This is a genomic window from Martelella sp. (genome assembly GCF_984369615.1).
Window position 1 is genome coordinate 1 of sequence record NZ_CFHTCS010000030.1, and the last position, 21,692, is coordinate 21,692.

A 21,692-nucleotide genomic window follows, 5' to 3' on the forward strand; every position below is an offset into this window, starting at 1 on the left:
AGCTCGAGCATGCCGCCCCGCGTCCGCGCCTTTGACGCGTTGTAGTAATTTATCTGCTCGTTCGAGTACGGGGCAGAGTCGAGCCCGGTCCAGCTTGAGTCGTGGCCGTCGAGAAAGGTGCGGCCGTCCCGCTCGATCAGCGCGATCGACTTCGAAGGGCCCCAGGTGCCGGCGGTATAGCCCTGCACCGGCTGGTTGGTCTCTTCCCAGGCCTTCAGGATCGGATCGACCCAGCGCCAGGCGACCTCGACCTCGTCCCGGCGCATGAACAGCGTCTGGTTGGCACGGATGACGTCGAGCAGCAGCCGCTCATAGGCGTCCGGGTTGCGCACGTCGAAGGCCTGGGCGAAGCTCATGTCGAGCGCCACCTGGCGCAGGCGCATGCCGCCCGGGCCCGGATCCTTGATCATCAGCCACTGCTTCACGCCCTCGTCAGGCTGCAGGCGCAGCACCAGCTGGTTGGACGCGATGCGCCCGGCATTCGGCCCGAAAATCGAATGCGGGATCTGTTTGAAGGTGATGACGATTTCCGAAAGCCGGCTCGCCAGCCGCTTGCCGGTGCGCAGGTAGAAGGGCACGCCCGCCCAGCGCCAGTTGTCGATCTCCGCCTTGATGGCGACGAAGGTCTCGGTGTTGGACTCGCCTTCCAGTTCTTCCAGATAGCCCTTGACCGGCCCGCCCTTGGATGCGCCGGCGCGGTACTGGCCGCGCACGGTCAGATAGCCGGCATTCTCATCGGTAATGGGTTTGAGCGAGCGCAGCACCTTGAGCTTCTCGTCGCGCACGGCCTCGGCTTCCATGGAATGCGGCGTTTCCATCGCCACCATGCAGAGCACGTTGAGGATGTGGTTCTGCACCATGTCGCGCAGCGCGCCGGACTTGTCGTAATAGCCGGCGCGGCCTTCAAGGCCGACTTCCTCGGCAACCGTGATCTGCACATGGTCGATGTGATTGGCGTTCCACAGCGGCTCGTAGAGCGCATTGGCAAAGCGCAGCGCCATCAGGTTCTGCACCGTTTCCTTGCCGAGATAGTGGTCGATGCGGAAGACCTGTTCTTCCCTGAACACCTTGCCGATCATGTCGTTGAGCTTGAGCGCCGAATCGAGGTCGCGCCCGAGCGGCTTTTCCACGACGATGCGGGTTTGCTTGGTGATCAGCTTGTGGTCGCGGATGCCGTCGCAGATCGGGCCGAAAATGCTGGGAGCCACGGCCATGTAAAAGGCGCGGACCCGGTCCTTGCCGTCTTCCAGCATCTTCTTCAGCGCGTCCCAGCCCTTGTTGGTCGTCGCATCGACCGGCACATATTCGATGCGGGCCAGGAACTTCTTTACCTGCTCGTCATCATATTCGCCGCGCTTCAGGTGCTCCTTCAGCGCCTGCTGCGCGTGCTTGCGGAAATCCTCGGACGAAAGCTCCGAGCGGGACGCGCCGATGATGCGCGTCGGCTCGGTGAACTGGCCGGCAATCTGCCTGTGGTAGAGCGCGGGCAGAAGCTTGCGCTCCGTCAGGTCGCCGGTGGCGCCGAAGACGACATAGTCAAAGGGTTCAACGGGGATCATTTGACTGCTCATGGTCAGTCCTCTCAATCGTCAACAGGGTTGGTGTCGTTTTATCAAATCGATTTAAAAATGCCAGTCCCATTCCGAAAAATCGGATTCTTGTCTTTCCGGCCCGTCGGTCGCGCCGCATCCGGCTAGAACCGGTCGCGAAGCGCGAACCATGTCAGGGCGAGAAACAGCAAGGGTTTGCGAAGCGGACCGCCGCCCGGAAAGGATGGTATATCCAAATCCCGGTAAAGTTCCAGATCAAGCGAGCGCCCCGCAATCTCGTCCGCATAGAGTTTGCCGCAATAGTTTGACAGCATCACGCCATGGCCGGAAAAACCGCCGATCGAGGTGACGCCGGGCATGATATCGTGCACCAGCGGGCGGCGCGGCATGGTGATGCCGACGGAGCCGCCCCAGGCATGGGTGATCTCGACGTCCTTCAGCTGCGGATAGATCTCGGCGATCTGCCGTCTGAGATGCCTGGAAATATTCTTCGGATTGTCGGCGGAATAGACCTCGCGACCGCCGAACAGCATCTCGCCCGTCGGCGCCTTGCGGAAATAGCGCACCACGAAACGGCTGTCGTCGACGGATTCGCCGCCGGGCAGGATCTTGCGGTCCTTCTTCACGGGGGTCGTGGCGGCGATGAAGGAGCGGATCGGCATGATTTTCGAGGCCGTCTTCGGCTCGAGGTGATCCTCGATATAGCCGTTGCAGGCAATCAGCACGCGCTCCGCCGTGATCGAGCCACGGGCGGTCTCGATCACGTTCTTGCCGTCGACGTGGTCAATGTTCTCCGCCTTGGTCATTTCATGAAGGCGTGCGCCGGCGGCGGCGGCGGCCCCGGCGATACCAACGAGGAGCTTCAGCGGATGGATATGGCCCGTGCCGATATCGCGGATGCCGCAGAAGAAGCGGTCCGAGCCGAGTCGCTCTGCCGTCTCGGCCTTGCTCATGAAGGAGAGATGCGGATAGTCGTAGCGCTCGGCCAGCGTCTCGACATGGCGGCGGTAGGTGTATTCCATGCCGCGCTTGTGGGCGACGCTGAGCTGGCCCGGCTTGAAATCGATATTGACCTTGTGCTTGCGGGCGAAGTCGAGAAGGTGGGACTTCGCTTCCTCCGCTATGCGGAAGAAAGCCTGCGACCGTTCCGCGCCAAGCTTCGTCTCGAGTTCCTCCGGCCACCAGTGCTGCCCGGTGCCAAGCTGTCCGCCGTTGCGGCCCGAGGCGCCGTCGCCGAAACGGGCGGCATCGATCAGCACCACGTCGACGCCGTCCTCGGCCAGCTGGCAGGCCGCCTGCAGGCCGGTGAAGCCGCCGCCGATGACGGCCACATCCGCCGTTGTCGAACCGTCAAGCGCCGGATAGGTCGGGCGTTCGGGCAGCGTCGCCTGGTACCATGAAATTCCCGGGGCAATCGGGCTTTGCCAAACCATGTCTCCGTCGCTCCATTCTCTCGTCAAACCCTCGCCGGCGTCCATATCATACATGCAGCAGCAGGAATTCCCTCTCCCAGGGGCTGATCACCTGCATGAAGGTCTCGAATTCGCCGCGCTTGATGCCGGCGTAAAGATCGATGAACTCGCGCGACAGCACGGGACCGAGCGCCAGTTCGCCTTCCATCAGCGCCAGCGCCTCCAGAAGGCCGCGCGGCAGGTCGATGACGCCCTCATTGGCGGTATCGGCCGTCGGGGCCGACGGATCGACCAGATTCTCGATGCCGAGATAGCCGCAGGCAAGCGACGCGGCAAGCGCCAGATAGGGATTGGCGTCCGAGCTCGGCAGCCGGTTTTCCACCCGCCGCGCCGCCGGGTCGGAAACCGGAATACGGAAGGCGGTGGTGCGGTTGTCATAGCCCCAGGCGGTGTTGACCGGACAGGCCATGTCCGGCGTCAGCCGACGGTAGGAATTCACATAGGGCGCCATCATCACCAGCGTGGACGGAACATATTTCTGCATGCCGCCGATGAAATGGAAGAATTCCGGCGAGGGCTCGCCGTTTTCGAGCGAGAACACATTGCGGCCTGTCTCTATGTCCACGACCGACTGGTGGATATGCATGGCCGAACCCGGCTGGCCCTGCATGGGCTTTGCCATGAAGGTGGCGAAGGTGCCGTGCTTGGTCGCCGCCTCGCGAATGGTGCGCTTGAAATAGAACACCTGGTCGGCAAGCTCCAGCGGATCGCCGTGGCGCAGATTGATCTCGAGCTGGGCGGGGCCTTCCTCATGGATCAGCGTGTCGATCTCCAGCCCCTGGGCCTCGCAGAAATGGTAGATGTCGTCGATCAGTTCGTCGAACTCGTTGATGCCGGCGATCGAATAGGCCTGTCCGGCGACGATCGGACGGCCCGAGCGGCCGACCGGCGGGGTCAGCGGCAGGTCAGGATCGTCATTCTTGGCGACGAGGTAGAACTCGATCTCCGGCGCCACCACCGGCCGCCAGCCGCGCTTCTCGTAAAGCTCGACCACGCGCTTGAGCACGTTGCGCGGCGTATAGGGCACCTCTTCCCCGTCGGCGCCGACGACATCGCAGATCACCTGTGCGGTCGGATCGGTCTCCCAGGGCACCGCCGTCAGCGTCGAGAGGTCGGGCACCAGTTTGAGGTCGCTGTCGCGCGGTTCGTAACGGAAGCTGCCGCTCTCGTCGGGATATTCGCCGGAGATCGTGTGGCGATAGAGCGCGGAGGGAAGGGCAAGCGAGGTGTTGGAGGTGAATTTCGAGGACGGCATCATCTTGCCGCGCGGCACGCCGGCAAGATCCGGCGTGATGCACTCGATGTCCTCGATGCCGCGCAGCTTCAGCCAGCGGGCTGCGGCTTTCCAGTCTTCCACGCCGCGCGGCGGCGAGGGGGCTGCGGGCTTTGCGGGTTTCTTCGCCCGCTTGACCTTGCTTGTGTGCGTTCTGCTTGCGGCTTTGATCGTCGTCTTTTTTACTGGCATTTCACTCGCCGGTTTGTCATTGCGCGTGGGCGTATCATAACCACGGCGCGCGTCTTGGCGAGGGGGCATGTTGACTTTCTCTGCGCCGATGCAACCAGAGCCGCACGGGAACAGGCGGAAAATCATGGATGAATTCGATGTGATCATTATCGGCGCAGGCGCTGCGGGGTTGATGTGCGCCGCACGCGCGGGAAAACGGGGACGCAGGGTTCTTCTCGTTGATCACGCGAAGAAACCGGGCGAGAAAATCCGCATTTCCGGCGGCGGCCGCTGCAACTTCACCAATATCGGCGCCGGCCCGCAAAACTTCCTGAGCGAGAATCCGCATTTCGCCAAATCGGCGCTCGCGCGCTTCACGCCGGCGGATTTCATCGCGATGGTGGACCGCCACAACATCGCCTGGCACGAGAAGACGCTCGGGCAGCTTTTCTGCGACGGCTCGGCGAAGGAGATCATCGCCATGCTGCTGGCCGAATGCCGGGCCGGCAATGTCGAGATCAGGCTGGAGACGGCCGTCGCCGCTCTTGAACATTCCGGCGATCGTTTCACGCTGTCGCTTGAGGGGAAGCGGGTCACCGCACGGGCGCTGGTGATTGCCACCGGCGGCAAGTCCATCCCCAAGATGGGCGCGACGGGCTTTGCCTACGAGGTCGCCGGTCGCTTCGGCATTCGCGTCGTCGAGCCGCGGCCTGGCCTTGTGCCGTTCACGCTCGATCCGGGCCTACAGGCGGAATTGCAGCCGCTGACGGGTATCGGCGTTCCGGTCGAGGTCGCATGCCGAACCGGGCGGTTTCGCGAGGCCATGCTGTTTACCCATCGCGGTCTTTCCGGTCCTGCAATCCTGCAGGTTTCCTCCTACTGGTCGCCCGGCGACGCGGTGAACGTCAGGATCAGCCCGGATATTGCCCTCGCTGACGTGCTCACGGCGGCAAAGCGCGAAAACGGACGGCAGGGGGCCGCGAGCGCGCTCGCGACCTGGTTGCCGAAACGCCTCGCGCACTATTTCACCGAGCGTGCCGGTGCGGCGGGCCATCTTGCCGATCTTTCCGACAAGGCGCTCGCTCACCTTGCGGCTTCGATCCAGGACTGGCAGTTCAAGCCCGCCGGAACCGAGGGCTACCGCACGGCCGAAGTGACGCTCGGCGGCATCGATACCGAGGCACTCTCGTCACGGACGATGGAGGCACGCGCGGTGCCGGGACTCTATTTCATCGGCGAATGCGTCGATGTCACCGGATGGCTCGGTGGCTACAATTTCCAGTGGGCCTGGGCCTCCGGCGTCGCTGCCGGCGAGGCGCTGTGAGAAGTCCCGCCGCCGACAGAATGAGCGTGCCAACGGCCTGCGCTGATTTTCTAAGGAATGCAGGCAGGGTTCCGGAGAACCGGTCATAATAGTCATCTTCGGATAGAGGCCGATACTCCTGGGTATAGTAAAGGCTCAACAGCCGTCTGGTTCCGGTTCTGCGTGTCATGGCTATCACTCCTGTCGGTCATTCGACGGTCGTTCGAGACCGGTCGACGATCGGGCTTTCCTGTCGGGGAGGGCGGGAGGCTTCGCGCTCTCGCCGGGCGCTCCCTGTGGACTGCCTGAAAAATACCAGCGAAAATTGTCGTTTGAAACGCGCTGGAATGCAGGTTATTTTTCACTGATGAAAAACATACCCTGGTCCTACTATCAGCTTTTCCTCGCCGTGATCCGCCATGGCGGATTGAGCGGCGCTGCGGCGGAGCACGGCGTCAGTCCCGCCACGGCCGGCCGGCACATGCTGGATCTCGAACGCCGCCTCGGGCGCGCGCTGTTCGTGCGCAGCCAGCGCGGCTACAGTCTTACGCCCGAGGGCGAAACCCTGAACGCGTTGCTGACGGGGGCGGACGGGAGCTTTCGCAGGATCGATGACTGGCGCGGCGAGGCGGCGGCGCCGCAACTGGTCCGCCTGGCGCTCGGCACCTGGAATGCGTTTCTGATTTCGGCCCATATCGGCGAGATCTGCCGTGAGGATGATCCCTTCCGCCTGCAACTGCTCGTCGGCGAAGCGCGCGCGAGCCTCGCCCACCGCGAAAACGACATCGGGATCCGCTCCTTCGAGCCCGAGGAAAGCAATCTTGCCGCGCTCAGGCTGGGAACCGTCGCCTATGCGCCCTTCAGGGCGAGAAATGCGCCGCCCTCGGCCGGGCAGCGCTGGATCGCCGTCACGCGGGAGGCGGCGATTTCCGACTACCTGAAATGGCCGCATGAGGCCCGGGCGTCTGCGATCGTGCTGTCGGCAAGCCGCCCCCGCACCATGCTCGACCTCGTCGAGGCGGGCGCGGGCATCGCCGTCCTGCCCTGCTTCATCGGCGATACCAACCAGAGCCTTGCCCGAGCGGGGCCGATCATCGGCGATCTGAGCCACGGTCAGTGGCTCGTTCTGCATGACGAGGAACGCCATCGCCGCGCCGTGCGGCGCGTGGCCGACCGGCTGGCGAAGTTCATGAGAGCACGATTGGCGCTCTACGCTGGGAAAAGGGCGGACTCGGAGTACTGAAACGACGCGGTCCGAACCCGACCCGCCGCGTTGTAAAAATGCCACGGGGACGGTCAAACCCGCTCTTTCGGCTTCGTGCCGGGAATGTCAGCGTTGTCACAGGTTGAAGCCTGCAAATCCTTGAAATTAGAAAGGCTTAACAAGTTTCCCCTAGCCTTGGGCGGAAATTGGATCAAAGCAGGGTAATGAAATGGTTCATACAAAGAACGGCGTGCGCAGAAATCTTCTTTCTATCCTTGTCTCGGCAGCGGCTTTGACGGCGATCATACCTGCGGCCAATGCCCAGGAACTCGCCATCGAGCCATCGGCCGGTACGCTCGGCGTCGGGTTGACGGGCATCTACAAGCTCAACGAGAGCTTCGGCCTCAGCGGAACTGTCGCCGGTTTCAGCTACGAGCCTTCGGGCACCTATGAGGGCGCTGATTACGAGGGCACCTTCAAGGTGCTGACGGTCGGCGCCACGCTCGACTATTACGTCAACCAGTCTGATTTCCGCATCTCGGTCGGGGCACGCTACACGGACGACAATGCCAAGGGCACGTTCTCAATGTACAATCCCTATCTTGACGTTGTGGAAACGGCCGAGGTCAAGTTGACGCCGGAATACGACTTCCAGCCCTATTTCGGCATTGGCTACAACGCCGATCTCAATGACAGGATATCGCTGGATTTCTCATTGGGCGCCTACTACATGGGTACGCCCGATGTTCAGGAAAGCTGGTCTGGCACGGTCTACCAGCCGCTGCAGGACAGCATCGACGATTTCCGCAATGCAGCCAAGGACTACAAGTTCTACCCGGTTGCCCAGGTCGGCCTCCGCTACCGTTTCTGACGCGCGGACATGCTCTGAATTCCGGGAATGGGTGCGGCTCGGCTGCGCCCTTTCCGATGCATCGAAGCGCAGGGGATTGTCATTCCAGCAGGTCGGCGGGCGTCTCGATCCGGCGGGCCAGCGCGGCAAGGGCATTGCCGCTGATCCTGACGGAAACCGGTTCCTTCTCGGCGTTCCGGTTCCAGCGCGTCAGCATGGCCTCGATCTGTCCGGAGCCGATATCGACATCGCCCTCCAGCCGTACCCGGCCGTCCGCCGTTTTCATGACCATTTCGTCCAGGTGGATATTGGTGCCGGAAACGCTGCCCCGGCCCGAAACCGAGGTGAACGCGAAGGGCTCGCGCTTCAGCGGAGAGAATGCGAAATTGTTGCTTGTCGCGGCGGATTGCAGGATGTCGCCGAGATCGAGCCAGATCAGGCTGCCCTCACGCCCGGAAAACCTGAACCGGCCGCTCACGTCGTCATTTGCGCCCGCGCTCAGCGGCAACCGCGCTTCGTAGGACATTTCCAGGTCGAAATGATTGCTTTCAAGCGGAACGCTGAACCCCATCTGCTTGAAAAGAGGGGCCGAACGCACATTCTCGGCATTCATGCGGATCGTTGCGAAGCCATCGGTGCGCACGGCGAGATGCGCATAGAGGGAACCGTCATCCAGCAGGCTGTCGGCAATGTCGAAACTCGTCTGCGTGCCGGTGCGGATAATGCTGGCGGCAACGTCCCGAAGCGTCAGGTCCGACAGCCTGACGCTTCCTGCCGAAACGCGCAGGTCGAGCTCCGGCAGCGGCAGGTTGTCGCCGTCGTCCCCTTCATCGACGGGGGCAACCGCATCGATCCAGGCCGCGAGCGAGGATTGCGCGTCGCGCAGAGAGATGTCCTGCAGCGCCATGGTCGCGGAAATCCCGACCGGCCCTTCCGGCGAAGACGGAACGATGTCAAGAACGCCGTTGCCCTTGGCTGCGCCGATCGTCAGGTCCACCGGGGAGAAACGCAGCGAACCGCCGCTGCGCGAGACCTTGCCGTTCAGGGACGCGTTGTCGACATTGCGCAACAGGCTTGATTCAACGCCCATCCTTGCCATCAGTTCCTGCAGCGCGCTTGTGGAAAGCGAGAAGGTGCCGTTCAGCAGGTAGGGGCGGCTGCTGGAGGCCGTGCCGTCAAAGCGGATATCGGCGGTCTGGCTGGTGATGGAAAGATTGATCGGCGAGGCGTTTCCGGCGATCAGGCCCGCCGCCTTGCCGGCCTCCAGCGACAGCGTCGTGTCGCGTTCGGCCAGGATCGCCGATCCGGAGAGGCTGGCTCTACCGGAAAGGGTCGGCCAGTCCAGTTCGGCATTGACGCCCTTGATGACGCGCGTTTCCCCCTTTTCGGTAAAACCGAGCGTGCTGTTGGTCACCGAGAGCGCGCCGGGGCCAGCCGAGCGTCCGGGCGTATCGTTGCCTCCGCGCAGGTTTGCGATCGTCTTTCCCAGCGCGTTTGCCGGCGGTCCGCTCGCCTCGTCCGGCTGCTCGAGTATGATAACCGCTCCGTCAAGCTTCAGATCGGAGAAGGACGGCCTGCCGGAAAGGGCGCCGATAAAGCCGAAATCGGCGACGAGCCGGGCGCTGTTGCCGTAGATCAGCGGTCCGGTGCCGTCCGGCCGGGCGACGGAAACGGCTGTCGCCGTAATTCTCGGTCGCGGCCAGTAGCTGATGTCGAGATCGCCGCTGATGGTTGCCGGCGCGCCGAGCCAGCCGGACAGTTCGTCTTCCAGGTTGTCGGCCATGGCTTGCGGCGTGATGATGACGGGGACCAGATAATAGACCGCAACGCCGGCGAGAAGGACGATAGCGAGCAGGATACGCGCCGGGCGCCCCATGCGCCTTTCCGATCGCTTGGATTTCTTGGGATTTCTCATCGGGGCGGGTCTTCGGTTGCTGAGAACATTGTGGGGCGATAGCGGAAAATCGGAGAGGACACAATCGCCAAGGCTAAGGGCAGGCGGAAGACGGCTGCGGTCTGGCCGAGTATCAGCCCGGGCGGGAATGATAGCGTGCGGCGGATGGGTACGGCAATCAAAAGATGTTTTTTGCCGGTCCCGCACCCGAGGAAAGGCTCTGCCTTCGCCCGCGCGGACCGGTTCGATCCGAGTTAATTCGCCGTCTGCCATTGCATTCTGCAGGGCAAGGGCCTATATCACCGTCATCGACCATTGCTTGCGACGTTGTCCGAGGGCCGTATGGCTCCGTCTGATTTCCTCTCAAAATCGATCTAACTCCGCGAGGTATTGCGGAAATCACGACGATTGAAAGGAAATCGTTATGAATAATGGCACCGTCGAATGGTTCAACGCCACCAAGGGCTTCGGTTTCATCCAGCCCGATGATGGCAGCACGGACGTGTTTGTGCACATCTCTGCCGTGGAGCGCGCTGGTATGCAGTCGCTGAATGACGGACAGAAACTTCGCTACGACATTGTCCGCGATAATCGCTCTGGAAAGAGCGCGGCCGACAACCTTCAGGCGGCTTGATTTTTTGCTTTCCCGGTTGACCACGGATGTACTGGCAGCCGGATCGTGCAAGACGGAAATTCTTCGTCTATTCAAGCCCGACGTAATTTGTCATCGCTGTCGCTGACCACGGATGTACTGGCAGTGACAACAGAGGAGGTCGGGTTAGTCCCGGCCTTTTTGTTTTCGCTCCGCTCCTGCGCGTCCGGTTCCGGACCTGCGCGGCGGGCGGATGCGGAGAAACGGAAACTGGAACAAGGAGGTTTTCTTGCAGGTACTGGTAAGAGATAACAATGTCGATCAGGCGCTTCGCGTCCTGAAGAAGAAAATGCAGCGCGAAGGCATCTTTCGGGAGATGCGTGCGCGTCGTTCTTACGAGAAGCCTTCGGAAAAACGCAACCGCGAGGCAGGCGAGGCCGTGCGCCGCCTGCGCAAACTGAAGCGCAAGCAGCTGCAGCGCGAAGGACTGATCCCGTCGCGCAAGAAGCGGTAAGGGCTTGAAACGGGCAGCCGCCCAGGCTGCCGGCCCGCAAATTCTCCATTCGAAGGAGACCCGTGCATGACCGCAACCAAAGATGAATTCTTCAAGCCCGGACGGATGTCGGCCTCCGACAAGGCATCGATTACCGACCGCACGGCAAAAGCGATCATCGCGGAAGAGGCAACGCAATTGCAGTCCAAGACCGAGCGCCTCAGGCGTTTGCGGCTGGAGCGCGAGGCGGCCGAACCGGCGCCCGCAAAGAAAAAGGCAAAGCGCTCCGCCTGAGGCGCGCGCATCCTTTCATTGCCTAAACGGCCTGCCTTCCGGCGGGCCGTTTCTCGTTTGCGGTAGACAATGCCGTCGAAGACACAGTGTTCATCACCGGAGAATTGAAGACGGCCGCCGCGGTGTGCACATAACGGGACAACAGGCGCCGCAACAGGCGTGTCATCCCTTGCGGGGTTCGCCCGCAGATGAAAGGTTTGCCTACCATGAAGAAAATCGGATTTCTGTCTTTCGGGCACTGGACGCCGTCGCCGCAGTCCGGCACGCGTTCGGCGGAAGACGCGCTGCTCCAGTCGATCGATCTGGCCGTGGCCGCCGAGGCGCTCGGCGCCGATGGCGCCTATTTCCGCGTCCATCATTTCGCCCGCCAGCTTGCCTCGCCCTTTCCGCTGCTCGCCGCGATCGGCGCGAAGACCAGTCAGATCGAAATCGGCACGGGCGTGATCGACATGCGCTACGAGAACCCGGCCTATATGGTCGAAGACGCCGGCGCCGCCGATCTTATTGCCGGCGGACGCCTGCAACTCGGCATCTCGCGAGGCTCTCCCGAGCAGGTGATCGACGGCTGGCGGCATTTCGGCCATATCCCGCAAGAGGGCGAGGATGATGCGGCGATGGCGCGCCGCCACACCGAGCTTTTCCTGGACCGTCTCGAAGGGAAGGGCTTTGCCGAACCCAATCCGCGTCCGATGTTTCCCAATCCGCCCGGCCTGTTGCGCATCGAGCCGCATTCCGAAGGCCTGCGCAGGCGCATCTGGTGGGGGTCGGCCACCAATGCGACGGCCGAGTGGGCGGCGCGGCTTGGCATGAACCTGCAAAGCTCTACGCTGAAGTTCGACGAGACGGGGGAGCCGTTGCACAGGCAGCAGGCCGACCAGATTCGCGCCTTCCGCGCTGCCTGGAAGGAGGCCGGCCACGACTGGAGCCCGCGCGTTTCCGTCAGCCGTTCGATCTTCGCGCTTGTCAGCGACATGGACCGCGCCTATTTCGGCCGCGGCGGCAACGAGCAGGACACGATCGGCTATCTTGACGAGAAGACGCGCGCCGTCTTTGGCCGCTCCTATGCGGCCGAGCCCGACCGGTTGATCGAACAGCTGAAGGGCGACGAGGCGATTGCCGAGGCCGACACGCTGCTTCTGACGGTGCCGAACCAGCTGGGCGTCGCCTATAACGCCCATGTGATCGAGGCAATCCTGAAACATGTCGCGCCGGGTCTCGGCTGGCGTTGACGGCAAGGCCTGATCCCGTCTCCTGTCGAGGCGCGCCGCGTTCGAAAGCGCGGCGCGCCTTTTTTGGTGTGAAGACACAAAATGCCGTTTGCGAACTTATCAGTGCTTGCTGAAAAGCGTGTTCGAATCTACGCTCTTGTAAACAAAGGTAAAATAACACGAGAATTTTGCCTGTTTCCGGGTGGGGGCTCGGGGAGGACGCGGCATGCGTCACTTCGTGCATTGCGGAAAAAAGGGGTCATGAGTTGCAGTTCTTCGATTCGCTCTTCAATTACATCAATGATTTGACATGGGGCTGGGCGCTCGTGCCCTTCCTCGTCGTGCTCGGCGTGTTTTTCACCATCGCCAGCGGCTTCGTGCAGTTCCGTTTCTTCAAGCGCATGTTCGGCGTCCTCTGGGGCGATGAGGACGGCGATCCGAGCAAGATCAGCGCCCGCGAGGCGCTTTTTGTTTCCGTCGGTGGGCGCGTCGGCGGCGGAAACATTGCCGGCGTGGCGGTTGCGATCACGGCCGGCGGTCCGGGCGCGGTGTTCTGGATGTGGGCCATCGCGCTCGTCGGCATGTGTTCCGGCCTGGTCGAGGCGACGCTGGCGCAGGCGTTCAAGCGGACAACCGCGGAAGGGGACTATCGCGGCGGCCCGGCGCGCGCCATCATTCACGGGCTGGGCGAAAACTACCGCTGGCTGGCGATCATCTATGCCATCTGCCTGATCGCCTCCTTCGCCATCGGCTTCAATGCCTTTCAGGGAAACACTGTTGCAGGCGCCGCTGCCGACAGTATGGGGGTTCCGCGCTATGCGACGGGCATCCTGCTGGCCGCCGCCACCGGCTTCATCGTCTATGGCGGCATCCACCGCATCGCCAAGGCCTCCGACATCATCATCCCGATCATGGCCTTTGGCTATATCGCCATGGCCGTTGTGATCATCCTGATGAACATCACCGCGCTTCCGGGCGTGATCTGGGATATCGTCGCCAACGCCATCGGCTTGCGCGAAGCGGTCGCCGGCGGCGTCGGCGCGGCGGTCGCCAACGGCCTGAGGCGCGGCCTGTTCTCCAACGAGGCCGGGCTTGGTTCCGCGCCGAACGTCGCCGCCACCGCCTATGTGCGCCATCCGGTCAGCCAGGGCATCACCCAGAGCTTCTCCGTGTTCATCGACACGATGATCATCTGCTCGTGCACGGCTTTCGTCATCTTGCTTGGCGATGTCTACCAGCCGGGCCAGGCGGATGTGGACGGGGTCATCCTCACCCAGCAGAGCATGGTCGACCATGTCGGCAACTGGGCGCAGTATTACCTGACGGTCGCCATTTTCCTGTTTTCCTTCTCGTCGATCATCTACAACTACTATCTCGGCGAGAACGCGCTGGCCTTCATGACGGAAAAGCCGAGCGCGGTGCATGTCCTCAGGATCGTGATCGTCGCGATCGTGTTTGTCGGCGCGGTCGCCCCCGGCGCTACGGCGGTTTTCAACTTCTCCGATCCGATGATGGGCATCCTGGCAGTGGTCAACCTGCTGGCGATGATGATGCTGTTCCCGATCGCGCTCAGGCTGATCAATGATTTCCGAGCGCAACTCGCCGCCGGGATCAGGCGTCCGATCTTCGACCCCAAGAAGTTTCCGGATCTCGATACGGATGAGACGGCCTGGCCGGACGCGCGATAGAGCATTTCGCAGTCGGATGGAAACATCTGACGTTAAGCGAAAATGCGTCAAAACAAATAGATAGAGCGGTTGCGTGTTTCCAAGAAAGGCGGAACCGCTCTAGCGCCGGGCGGGGCCCGATCTTCAGGACGCGGCGGTGCAAGCCCGCCGCGTTCCCTTTGAAATATACCGGAGGACGTCCGTCATGATGACATTGCCGTTTTTTATCTGCGCCGCCGCGCTCTACAGCGCCTGGCGCGGGCACCGCGGCCTTGCCGCGCTTCTGACCGTGATTGCGGTTCTGGTGCTCTTCGTCCTTTTCAGATTGCACGCGACAGACGTGCTCGACATCGATCTTTGAGGTGATCCATGCCTGTCCGTATTGCCCATCTTCTGAATGTGCTGGCGCTTCTCGCCATTTCGGTCGTTCTTCTGTTCGCCTTTTATGACCAGTTCGCAAACGGCGACCTGCCATGCCCGCTCTGCCTGCTGCAGCGCGCCGGTTTCGTCATCGTTGGAACGGGTCTGGCGCTGAACGTGTTGTTGGGCGTCGATGCCCGGCACTATGGCCTGATGCTTCTGGGCGCGGTTGCTGGCGGTGCGGCGGCGCTGCGCCAGGTGGCGCTGCATGTCGTGCCCGGAACGGGCGGCTATGGCGCGCCCTTCCTCGGCATGCATTTCTACAGCTGGGCGTTTCTTCTGTTCGCCGTCGTCGTCCTCGGTACGGGCGTCATGCTGGTGCTTGGGCCGGCGCGGGTTTCCGAGCGGGTGCGGCGCGGCGGGCTCGGCCTTCTGGCCGTTGCCCTGTTCGCAGTGATGGCGCTCGGCAACGGCGTTTCCACGCTTGCCGAATGCGGCGTCGGGCTCTGCCCGGACAATCCGACGAGTTACGAGGCGCTCGATTCGCTGCTCGGCCGCTGAGCCGCATTGCGGGAGACCGCCGGTCCTGCCTCGTACCAGCCCTTCGTCCGGTTGACGATGGCAACGACCGAGAGCATGACCGGCACCTCGATAAGGACGCCGACGACGGTTGCCAGCGCCGCCCCCGAGTTGAAGCCGAAGAGCGATATGGCGGCGGCGACGGCAAGCTCGAAGAAGTTCGATGCGCCGATAAGGGCCGAGGGGCCGGCCACGCAGTGCTCCTCGCCCGAGGCGCGGTTGAGCAGATAGGCAAGGCCAGAGTTGAAATAGACCTGAATCAGGATCGGCACGGCCAGAAGCGCGATGATCATCGGCTGCGCCAGGATTTGCTCGCCCTGGAAGGCAAAGAGCAGCACCAGCGTCGCCAGCAGCGCGACCAGAGAGGCGGGCTGGATCTTTGCAAGCAATGCATCGAGCCTTGCCGTCGAGCCGTTCCGGATCAGGCTCTTGCGGAGGACCTGTGAAATGATCACCGGAATGACGATGTAAAGCGCCACCGACAGCACCAGCGTCGACCACGGTACGGTAATGGCCGAAAGCCCGAGCAGAAGGGCGACGATCGGGGCGAAGGCGACGATCATGATCGCGTCGTTCAGCGCCACCTGCGACAGGGTGAAATGCGGCTCGCCCTTCGTCAGGTTCGACCAGACGAACACCATGGCGGTGCAGGGGGCGGCGGCCAGGATGATGAGGCCGGCGATATAGCTGTCGATCTGGTCGGCCGGCAGCATCGGCCGGAACAGCCAGCCGATGAACAGCCAGCCGAGCAAGGCCATGGAAAACGGCTTCACCGCCCAGTTGACAAACAGCGTGACCGAGATGCCGCGCCAGTGGCGACCCACCTCGGCAAGCGCCGAGAAGTCGATCTTCAGCAGCATCGGGATGATCATCAGCCAGATGAGCACAGCGACAGGCAGGTTGACGCGCGCGATCTCAAGCGCGCCGATGGCGACGAAGACGGAAGGGAAGAAATGGCCGAGCGCGATGCCGACGACGATGCACAGCGCGACCCAGAGGGTCAGGTATCTTTCGAATGTGGACATGTCAGTCAGCCTTCCGGGCTTTCTCGGTGGCGCCTTCCATGGCGCCGATCTGCTTCAGCTTGCTGTCCGGGTCCTCCGGTCCGCCTTCATCCCGGTAGAGGTTGATGAAAGCCATGATCCGGCTTTTCAGATAGGTCGCGGTCTGGGCAAAGGCCCGCAGCTTTTCCTCGTGGGTGCCTTCCACATGGCTCGGATCCTCGACGCCCCAGTGGGCGCGTTTGCCGGGGCCGCGCATGATCGGGCAGGCCTCGCCGGCCGCGCTGTCACAGACGGTGATGATGAAATCGACTTCCGGCGCGCCGGGCTGGGTGAACTCGTCCCAGCTTTTCGAACGGAAGCCCTCGGAGCGGTAGCCCATCGCCTTCAGGGTTTCCAGCGCAAGCGGGTTGGGCGCGTCCTTCGGGTGGCTTCCGGCGGAAAAGGCGCGGAACCGGCCGTTGCCCTCGCCGTTGAGGATCGATTCGGCGAGAATCGACCGGGCGGAATTGCCGGTGCAGAGAAAAAGAACGTTCAGGGTCTTCTCGGTCATGGCTTCATGCCTCCGTAGGGTGTGTTTCGCAGCAAGGCGCCAGATCCTCGATCAGCGGCGCGCAGAGATCCGGGTTGCCGCCGCAGCAGTCGCGGAGCAGGAACAGCATGGCCGCGCGCAATCGTTCGAGGTTGGCGCGGTAGATAATGGACCGTCCCTGTCTCAGGCCGGTGACAATGCCCGCCTGCGTCAGCGTGTTGAGATGGGCCGACATGGTGTTCTGCGGTATCTCAAGCCTGCGCGCGAGGTCACCCGCGGCAATGCCCTCCGGCTCTGCTGCAACGAGCAGGCGGAAGGCCTGAAGCCGGGTGGGCTGGGCAAGGGCGGCGAGCACCGATATTGTTTCTGTGTTATCCATATATCCAGAATAATGGATATAATATGAAAGTCAATGACCTTCGACCGCGCGGATTTCACGCGGGGTTGCCAGCCCGGGAGGATGAACATTATGGTCTGCCCGGGACAAGGCGCTCGTCATGCGCTCAGTCGGGAGAAGCCTTTTGAAACAATGCCTGATGCTGGACGTGGATGGCGTCCTCGTTCACCCGCAGAACGGCAGGTCGTGGGCCGAAGACATGAAGCGGGATCTCGGCATCGATCCCGATCGGCTCGCAACCGATTTCTTCAATGCCCATTGGCCGGATGTCATTCTCGGACGGAAGCCGTTGCGGGATGCACTGGAGACCTGTCTTCCGGCGCTGTCCGATGCGGTCTCGGCCGAAACCTTCATGACCTACTGGTTCGAGCGGGATTCAGCGGTGGACGTCGCAGTTCTGGAGGATCTGCGGGCACTGAAGCAAAACGGCCTGAAAGTCTATCTTGCCACCAATCAGGAGCACCAGCGCGCCCGCTATCTGATGGATGCGATGGGTTTCGCCGCCCATGTGGACGGCATCGTCTATTCAGCCGCGCTCGGCGTCAAAAAGCCGTCGGCCGCTTTCTTCGCGCAGGCAGAGGCAAGAACGGGTTTCAGCGCGCACGAAATCGTGTTCGTTGATGATGCGAAGGCCAATGTCGACGCGGCGCGTGCCCGAGGCTGGATGGCCTGCCACTGGAGCGGCGCTGACCGGCTGATCGATCTCGTCGCCTGAGGGGCGCCAAACCTCAAAGGCTCGTGCGCGACCTGAGCGCCGCCACCAGCGTGCCCTCGTCCAGATAGTCGAGCTCGCCGCCGACCGGCACGCCATGGGCGAGACGGGTGACCTTGATGTCCATGCCTTCGAGCTGGTCGGTGATGTAGTGGGCGGTCGCCTGGCCCTCGACCGTGGCGTTGACGGCGATGATCAGTTCCTTGACCTCGCCGGTCTTCACCCGGTCGACAAGGGCGGCAATCGTCAGGTCGTCCGGCCCGATGCCGTCAAGCGGCGAAAGCGTGCCGCCAAGCACGTGATAGGCGGCATTCAGCGCCGCCGCCCGCTCCAGCGCCCACAGATCGCCGACATCCTCGACCACGATCACGAGGCTCTGGTCCCGCGTCGGATCGGTGCAGATCGTGCAGGGATCTGCGGTGTCGACATTGCCGCAGGTCGAGCAGATCTTCACCTTGTCATAGGCATCCTGCATGGCGCCCGACAAGGGGCCCATCAACTGGTCGCGCTTCTTGATCAGATGCAACGCCGCCCGCCGCGCCGAACGCGGCCCAAGCCCCGGCACCTTCGCCAGAAGCTGGATCAGTTTTTCGATTTCGGGACCGGTGACTCGTTTTGCCATAAGGGCGCTTTAGCCTATCGAATGCCGGATTGGAATGATCATCGCGTCGCGATCGCCGCAGCCGCGCCGCCGATCATGCCGGCGGAGATGCGGTTGGCGATCTTCATGGCGCGCGGGCTTTTCAGGAAACGCCGCGCCTTGGCGGCCATGAAGACCCAGGAGAGATCGACAATGGCGAGCACGACCAGAAGCGTTGCCGTCAGTTCGACCCAGCCGAGAAGCGTGACGCTGCCGAGATCGATGATGGTCGGCAGGAGCGCGACGTAGAACATCATGATCTTCGGATTGCCGAGCGTGACGCTCATGCCGGTCAGGAACATCTTCCAGCCGGAACCGGCGCTCGGCAGACCCTCGCCGTCTGCCGCCGGATCGGCGGTCCACATCTTCCACGCCAGCCAGACGAGATAGGCGACGCCCGCCCATTTGATGGCGATGAAGACGTCGTGGAAGCTCGAGGCCACGGCGACCAGTCCGAAGACGGCCAGCGTCAGCCACAGCGCCTCGCCCAGCCACATCGCCGCCATGAAGGGCAGCACATCGCGGTGCCCGCGCGAGAGCACGCGGGCGACAAGCGCCGCCACGCTCGGCCCCGGCGAGCCCGCGGCAACGAAAAGCGTGATGGCGAAAAGGGCAAGCGCGCCGATGGTCATGGCGCGATCCTAGAACGGCAGCTTCATGCCGGGCGGGATCGGCAGGCCGGCGGTCAGTTCCTTGGTCATTTCCTCGGCCTTCTGCTCGGCGCGGCCCTTGGCATCGCGATGGGCGGCGACGATCAGGTCCTCGAGCATTTCGGCGTCGTCCTCGGAAAGCAGCGTCGGGTCGATCTTGATGGAGATCATCTCGCCCTTGCCGGTCATCTTCACATTGACCATGCCGCCGCCGGAAACGCCATCGACCTCAACGGCCGCAATGTCCTGCTGCAGTTGCTCCATCTTGGCCTGCATTTCCTTCATCTTGCCCATCATGCCCATCAGGTCGCGCATGGTATTCTCCTCATTTTCTGTTCAAAATCAAAAGGTTCTCTATCAGTCGTCGAGATCGTCTTCGGGAAGGACGTCGCCATCCTCGTTGACGGCGGCGTCGGGCAGGCCGTCAGCGCCGCCTTCCGCAGTCTCCGTCTCTTCCGCCCGCACGCGCACATCGGTGATCCTGGCGCCGGGAAAGAATTTCAGGATCGAGGCCACTTCCGGATCCTCGCGGGCATCGCGGAAAAGCTTGTCCCGCGCCGCCGTTTCCGCCTCCACAAGCGTTGCCTCGCCCTTCTCGCGGCTGAGGCTGACGAACCAGCTTTCGCCGGTCCATTCGCGCAGCTTCGCGCCGAGTTCATTCAGAAAGGTCTGCGACGCCCCGTCTTCCAGATTGACCTCGAGCCTGCCGGGCTCAAGGCGCACGAGGCGGACGAAATTACGGATCTGCGCGCGGATCAGCGGCGCGCGGTGTTTGGAGCAAAGATCCGTAATATCCTGAAGGGACTTGATTGCGGAAGTCTTCGGCGGTTCCGGCGCGCTGGCCACTGCCGGTTCGGGCGCTGGCTCCTCCTCCACCGGTGCGGCCTCGCCGGGCTCCGGCCGCGGCGTTTCGGAAGTCTGTGGGCGCAGCATGGTCACCGTCGCGGACGGTCGGGAGGCCGGCTCGCCGGCGCGCGCGGATGACGCCGCGCGGGCGCTCGTTGCGCCATTCGTCCCGCCACCCTGGGGCGACGGCGCGGAAGGGCGCGACGGCGGGATTTGCGCCTCGCCGCTTTCAAGCGCCAGCAGGCGGCGCGCGGCATCCTCGGGCGAGGGCAGGTGGGCGGCGTGGGTCAGGCGGATCAGCACCATCTCGGCCGCGCCATAGGGGCGGGCGGCGTTCTCCGTCTCGGGAATGCCCTTCAGCAGCATCTGCCAGATGCGCGACAGGGCGGAAACGGCAACGCTTTCGGCGAATTCACGGCCCTTCGTCCGTTCGATCTCACTCAGCGAGACGTCATCGGCGCCTTCCGGCACATATTTCAGTCGCGTCACCAGATGGGTGAAATCGGCAAGGTCATTGAGCACGACCACCGGATTGGCGCCGGCTTCGTACTGCGCCAGAAACTCATCCAGCGCCGCCTTTACGTCGCCGCTGACGACATGGCCGAACAGGTCGACGATGCGGGCGCGGTCGGCAAGGCCGAGCATGGCGCGCACGGCGGCGGCCTCCACATGGCCGTTGCCGTGGGAGATGGCCTGGTCAAGCAGGGAAAGCCCGTCGCGCGCCGAACCCTCGGCCGCGCGCGCGATCATCGACACCGCCTCGTCCTCGATCGTCACGCCTTCCTTGGCCGAGATCGTCGAGAACAGCCGCACCAGGTCGGCGGCGGGAATGCGGCGCAGGTCGAAGCGCTGGCAGCGCGACAGCACCGTGATCGGCACCTTGCGGATTTCGGTGGTGGCGAAGATGAACTTCACATGTTCCGGCGGCTCTTCCAGCGTCTTCAACAACCCGTTGAAGGCCTGGGTGGACAGCATATGCACTTCGTCGATGATGTAGACCTTGTAGCGCGCCGTCGACGGCCGGTAGCGCACCTGGTCGATGATCTCGCGGATATCATCGATGCCGGTGTGGGAGGCGGCGTCCATCTCGATCACGTCGACATGGCGGCCGTCCATGATCGCCTGGCAGTGCTCGCCGATCTCCTTCAGGTCGATCGTCGGCTTGTCGACCGTATCGGTCTTGTAATTGAGGCCGCGCGCCAGAATGCGCGCCGTCGTCGTCTTGCCCACCCCGCGCACGCCCGTCAGCATATAGGCCTGCGCGATCCGGCCGGTCTCGAACGCGTTGGTCAGCGTGCGCACCATCGGCTCCTGGCCGACCATCAGGTCGGAGAAGTCCTTCGGGCGGTATTTGCGCGCCAGAACGCGGTAACCGCTGTCGTCGGAAGCGGTCTTGTTCGGTTCAATCTCGGATGCGTCGTCGGCCATTGCCACTCATATCGGTTGTTGTCCGGCCGGCTTCAACGGCCGGCAGGCGGCGAGCATAGTCGAGACCCGGCGCGGGAGTCACGAAAGCCGCGGCAGTTTGGCAGAGCCGGAGGGGAAATGCACAGGATTTTTGGAGGCCGGCGGCAGGTTCGCCTCAAGGGGCGGGCTCCTGGCAGACATCGACCCACTCGGCGCCGGTAATCTCGGCGATGCGTTCGGGCGCGATGCGCACGGCGGCATTGCGGGCGCCCGCCGCGGGATAGACCACGTCGAAGGCTTTCAGGCTGACATCGCAATAGACCGTAATCGGCTCGGCCAGACCGAAGGGACATACGCCGCCGACCGGATGGCCGGTAATCGCCTCGACCTCTCCAAGCGGCAACATGCGCACCTTGCCGCCGAAGGCCGCCTTGGCCTTCCTGTTGTCAATGCGGGCATCGCCGCGGGCAACCAGCAGGAAGCGTTCGTCCTTGACCGAAAAGGAGAGCGTCTTGGCAATCTGCGCGGGGGCGACCGCGTGAGCGGCGGCCGCCTCTTCCACCGTGGCGCTGCTTTCTTCCGTCTCGATGATCGCAA

The 21,692-nt window shown here is 63.1% G+C and carries 23 protein-coding genes; 11 read left to right on the forward strand and 12 right to left on the reverse strand.

Features of this window, described 5'->3' with window-relative positions; translation table 11 throughout:
- The 3 genes from zwf to AC5DC2_RS04555 form a co-directional block, all read right to left on the reverse strand.
- The coding region (gene zwf, locus AC5DC2_RS04545; RefSeq protein ID WP_491697631.1) for a glucose-6-phosphate dehydrogenase at positions 1-1,571 on the reverse strand (1,571 nt) is incomplete at its 3' end.
- A 122-nt stretch (positions 1,572-1,693) separates the two neighbouring features.
- The gene (locus tag AC5DC2_RS04550; protein WP_036236747.1) at positions 1,694-2,983 is read right to left on the reverse strand and encodes an NAD(P)/FAD-dependent oxidoreductase; all 1,290 of its coding nucleotides are present in this window, start codon (positions 2,981-2,983) and stop codon (positions 1,694-1,696) included.
- Positions 2,984-3,029: 46 nt separating this feature from the next.
- On the reverse strand, positions 3,030-4,487 hold the full coding sequence (locus tag AC5DC2_RS04555) for a glutamine synthetase family protein (protein ID WP_200334935.1): 1,458 nt from the start codon (positions 4,485-4,487) through the stop codon (positions 3,030-3,032).
- A 124-nt stretch (positions 4,488-4,611) separates the two neighbouring features.
- Here AC5DC2_RS04555 and AC5DC2_RS04560 point away from each other — a divergent pair, with 124 nt between their 5' ends.
- From AC5DC2_RS04560 to AC5DC2_RS04570, 3 genes are all read left to right on the forward strand, one after another.
- On the forward strand, positions 4,612-5,790 hold the full coding sequence (locus tag AC5DC2_RS04560) for a BaiN/RdsA family NAD(P)/FAD-dependent oxidoreductase (protein ID WP_491697632.1): 1,179 nt from the start codon (positions 4,612-4,614) through the stop codon (positions 5,788-5,790).
- 346 nt (positions 5,791-6,136) lie between these two features.
- Entirely contained in the window at positions 6,137-7,012 is an 876-nt protein-coding gene (locus AC5DC2_RS04565) for a LysR family transcriptional regulator (RefSeq protein WP_491697633.1), read from the forward strand.
- Positions 7,013-7,202: 190 nt separating this feature from the next.
- On the forward strand, positions 7,203-7,844 hold the full coding sequence (locus AC5DC2_RS04570; protein WP_024707588.1) for an outer membrane beta-barrel protein: 642 nt from the start codon (positions 7,203-7,205) through the stop codon (positions 7,842-7,844).
- Positions 7,845-7,923: 79 nt separating this feature from the next.
- Here the strand turns inward: AC5DC2_RS04570 and AC5DC2_RS04575 are convergent, their stop codons facing one another.
- A complete protein-coding gene (locus AC5DC2_RS04575) occupies positions 7,924-9,699 on the reverse strand; it encodes an AsmA family protein (RefSeq protein ID WP_491697634.1) in 1,776 nt (591 codons plus the stop codon).
- A 442-nt stretch (positions 9,700-10,141) separates the two neighbouring features.
- Between AC5DC2_RS04575 and AC5DC2_RS04580 the strand changes: the two genes are divergently transcribed.
- The 7 genes from AC5DC2_RS04580 (at position 10,142) to AC5DC2_RS04610 (ending at position 14,892) form a co-directional block, all read left to right on the forward strand.
- Entirely contained in the window at positions 10,142-10,351 is a 210-nt protein-coding gene (locus AC5DC2_RS04580; protein WP_491697635.1) for a cold-shock protein, read from the forward strand.
- A gap of 247 nt (positions 10,352-10,598) precedes the next feature.
- Positions 10,599-10,823 (forward strand): 30S ribosomal protein S21, encoded by a 225-nt coding sequence (gene rpsU, locus AC5DC2_RS04585; RefSeq protein ID WP_024707585.1) that lies wholly within the window; start codon positions 10,599-10,601, stop codon positions 10,821-10,823.
- A 66-nt stretch (positions 10,824-10,889) separates the two neighbouring features.
- Positions 10,890-11,096 carry a hypothetical protein gene (locus AC5DC2_RS04590; RefSeq protein ID WP_024707584.1) on the forward strand — a complete coding sequence of 69 codons (207 nt, stop codon included), beginning with the start codon at positions 10,890-10,892 and terminating at the stop codon, positions 11,094-11,096.
- A gap of 206 nt (positions 11,097-11,302) precedes the next feature.
- Positions 11,303-12,325, forward strand: coding sequence for an LLM class flavin-dependent oxidoreductase (locus AC5DC2_RS04595; RefSeq protein ID WP_491697636.1), 1,023 nt, complete (start codon positions 11,303-11,305; stop codon positions 12,323-12,325).
- 245 nt (positions 12,326-12,570) lie between these two features.
- A complete protein-coding gene (locus tag AC5DC2_RS04600; protein WP_491697637.1) occupies positions 12,571-13,992 on the forward strand; it encodes an alanine/glycine:cation symporter family protein in 1,422 nt (473 codons plus the stop codon).
- 184 nt (positions 13,993-14,176) lie between these two features.
- Positions 14,177-14,332 (forward strand): DUF5993 family protein, encoded by a 156-nt coding sequence (locus AC5DC2_RS04605; RefSeq protein ID WP_024707581.1) that lies wholly within the window; start codon positions 14,177-14,179, stop codon positions 14,330-14,332.
- Positions 14,333-14,340: 8 nt separating this feature from the next.
- Complete coding sequence (locus AC5DC2_RS04610; RefSeq protein WP_491697638.1) at positions 14,341-14,892, forward strand: disulfide bond formation protein B; 552 nt, start codon at positions 14,341-14,343, stop codon at positions 14,890-14,892.
- On the opposite strand, the gene arsB is transcribed toward AC5DC2_RS04610, so the two are convergent.
- The 3 genes from arsB to AC5DC2_RS04625 are packed head-to-tail and all read right to left on the reverse strand — an operon-like array spanning position 14,859 to position 16,822.
- Entirely contained in the window at positions 14,859-15,935 is a 1,077-nt protein-coding gene (arsB, locus tag AC5DC2_RS04615; protein ID WP_491697639.1) for an ACR3 family arsenite efflux transporter, read from the reverse strand. The genes AC5DC2_RS04610 and arsB overlap by 34 nt on opposite strands.
- A 1-nt stretch (position 15,936) precedes the next feature.
- A complete protein-coding gene (locus tag AC5DC2_RS04620) occupies positions 15,937-16,464 on the reverse strand; it encodes an arsenate reductase ArsC (protein WP_024707578.1) in 528 nt (175 codons plus the stop codon).
- A gap of 4 nt (positions 16,465-16,468) precedes the next feature.
- Positions 16,469-16,822 (reverse strand): ArsR/SmtB family transcription factor, encoded by a 354-nt coding sequence (locus tag AC5DC2_RS04625; protein WP_024707577.1) that lies wholly within the window; start codon positions 16,820-16,822, stop codon positions 16,469-16,471.
- Between the two features lie 142 nt (positions 16,823-16,964).
- Here AC5DC2_RS04625 and AC5DC2_RS04630 point away from each other — a divergent pair, with 142 nt between their 5' ends.
- Entirely contained in the window at positions 16,965-17,555 is a 591-nt protein-coding gene (locus tag AC5DC2_RS04630) for an HAD family hydrolase (RefSeq protein ID WP_491697640.1), read from the forward strand.
- A gap of 13 nt (positions 17,556-17,568) precedes the next feature.
- Here the strand turns inward: AC5DC2_RS04630 and recR are convergent, their stop codons facing one another.
- The 5 genes from recR to AC5DC2_RS04655 all read right to left on the reverse strand — a co-directional run bounded on the left by recR (position 17,569) and on the right by AC5DC2_RS04655 (position 21,687).
- Positions 17,569-18,174 (reverse strand): recombination mediator RecR, encoded by a 606-nt coding sequence (gene recR, locus AC5DC2_RS04635; protein ID WP_024707575.1) that lies wholly within the window; start codon positions 18,172-18,174, stop codon positions 17,569-17,571.
- Positions 18,175-18,212: 38 nt separating this feature from the next.
- Positions 18,213-18,824, reverse strand: a complete 612-nt coding sequence (locus tag AC5DC2_RS04640; RefSeq protein WP_491697641.1) for a LysE family translocator — start codon at positions 18,822-18,824, stop codon at positions 18,213-18,215.
- Between the two features lie 9 nt (positions 18,825-18,833).
- On the reverse strand, positions 18,834-19,157 hold the full coding sequence (locus tag AC5DC2_RS04645) for a YbaB/EbfC family nucleoid-associated protein (RefSeq protein ID WP_491697642.1): 324 nt from the start codon (positions 19,155-19,157) through the stop codon (positions 18,834-18,836).
- A gap of 42 nt (positions 19,158-19,199) precedes the next feature.
- Positions 19,200-21,116 (reverse strand): DNA polymerase III subunit gamma/tau, encoded by a 1,917-nt coding sequence (locus tag AC5DC2_RS04650; protein WP_491697643.1) that lies wholly within the window; start codon positions 21,114-21,116, stop codon positions 19,200-19,202.
- A gap of 154 nt (positions 21,117-21,270) precedes the next feature.
- Positions 21,271-21,687, reverse strand: coding sequence for a YbaK/EbsC family protein (locus AC5DC2_RS04655; RefSeq protein WP_491697644.1), 417 nt, complete (start codon positions 21,685-21,687; stop codon positions 21,271-21,273).
- Positions 21,688-21,692 lie beyond the last annotated feature (5 nt).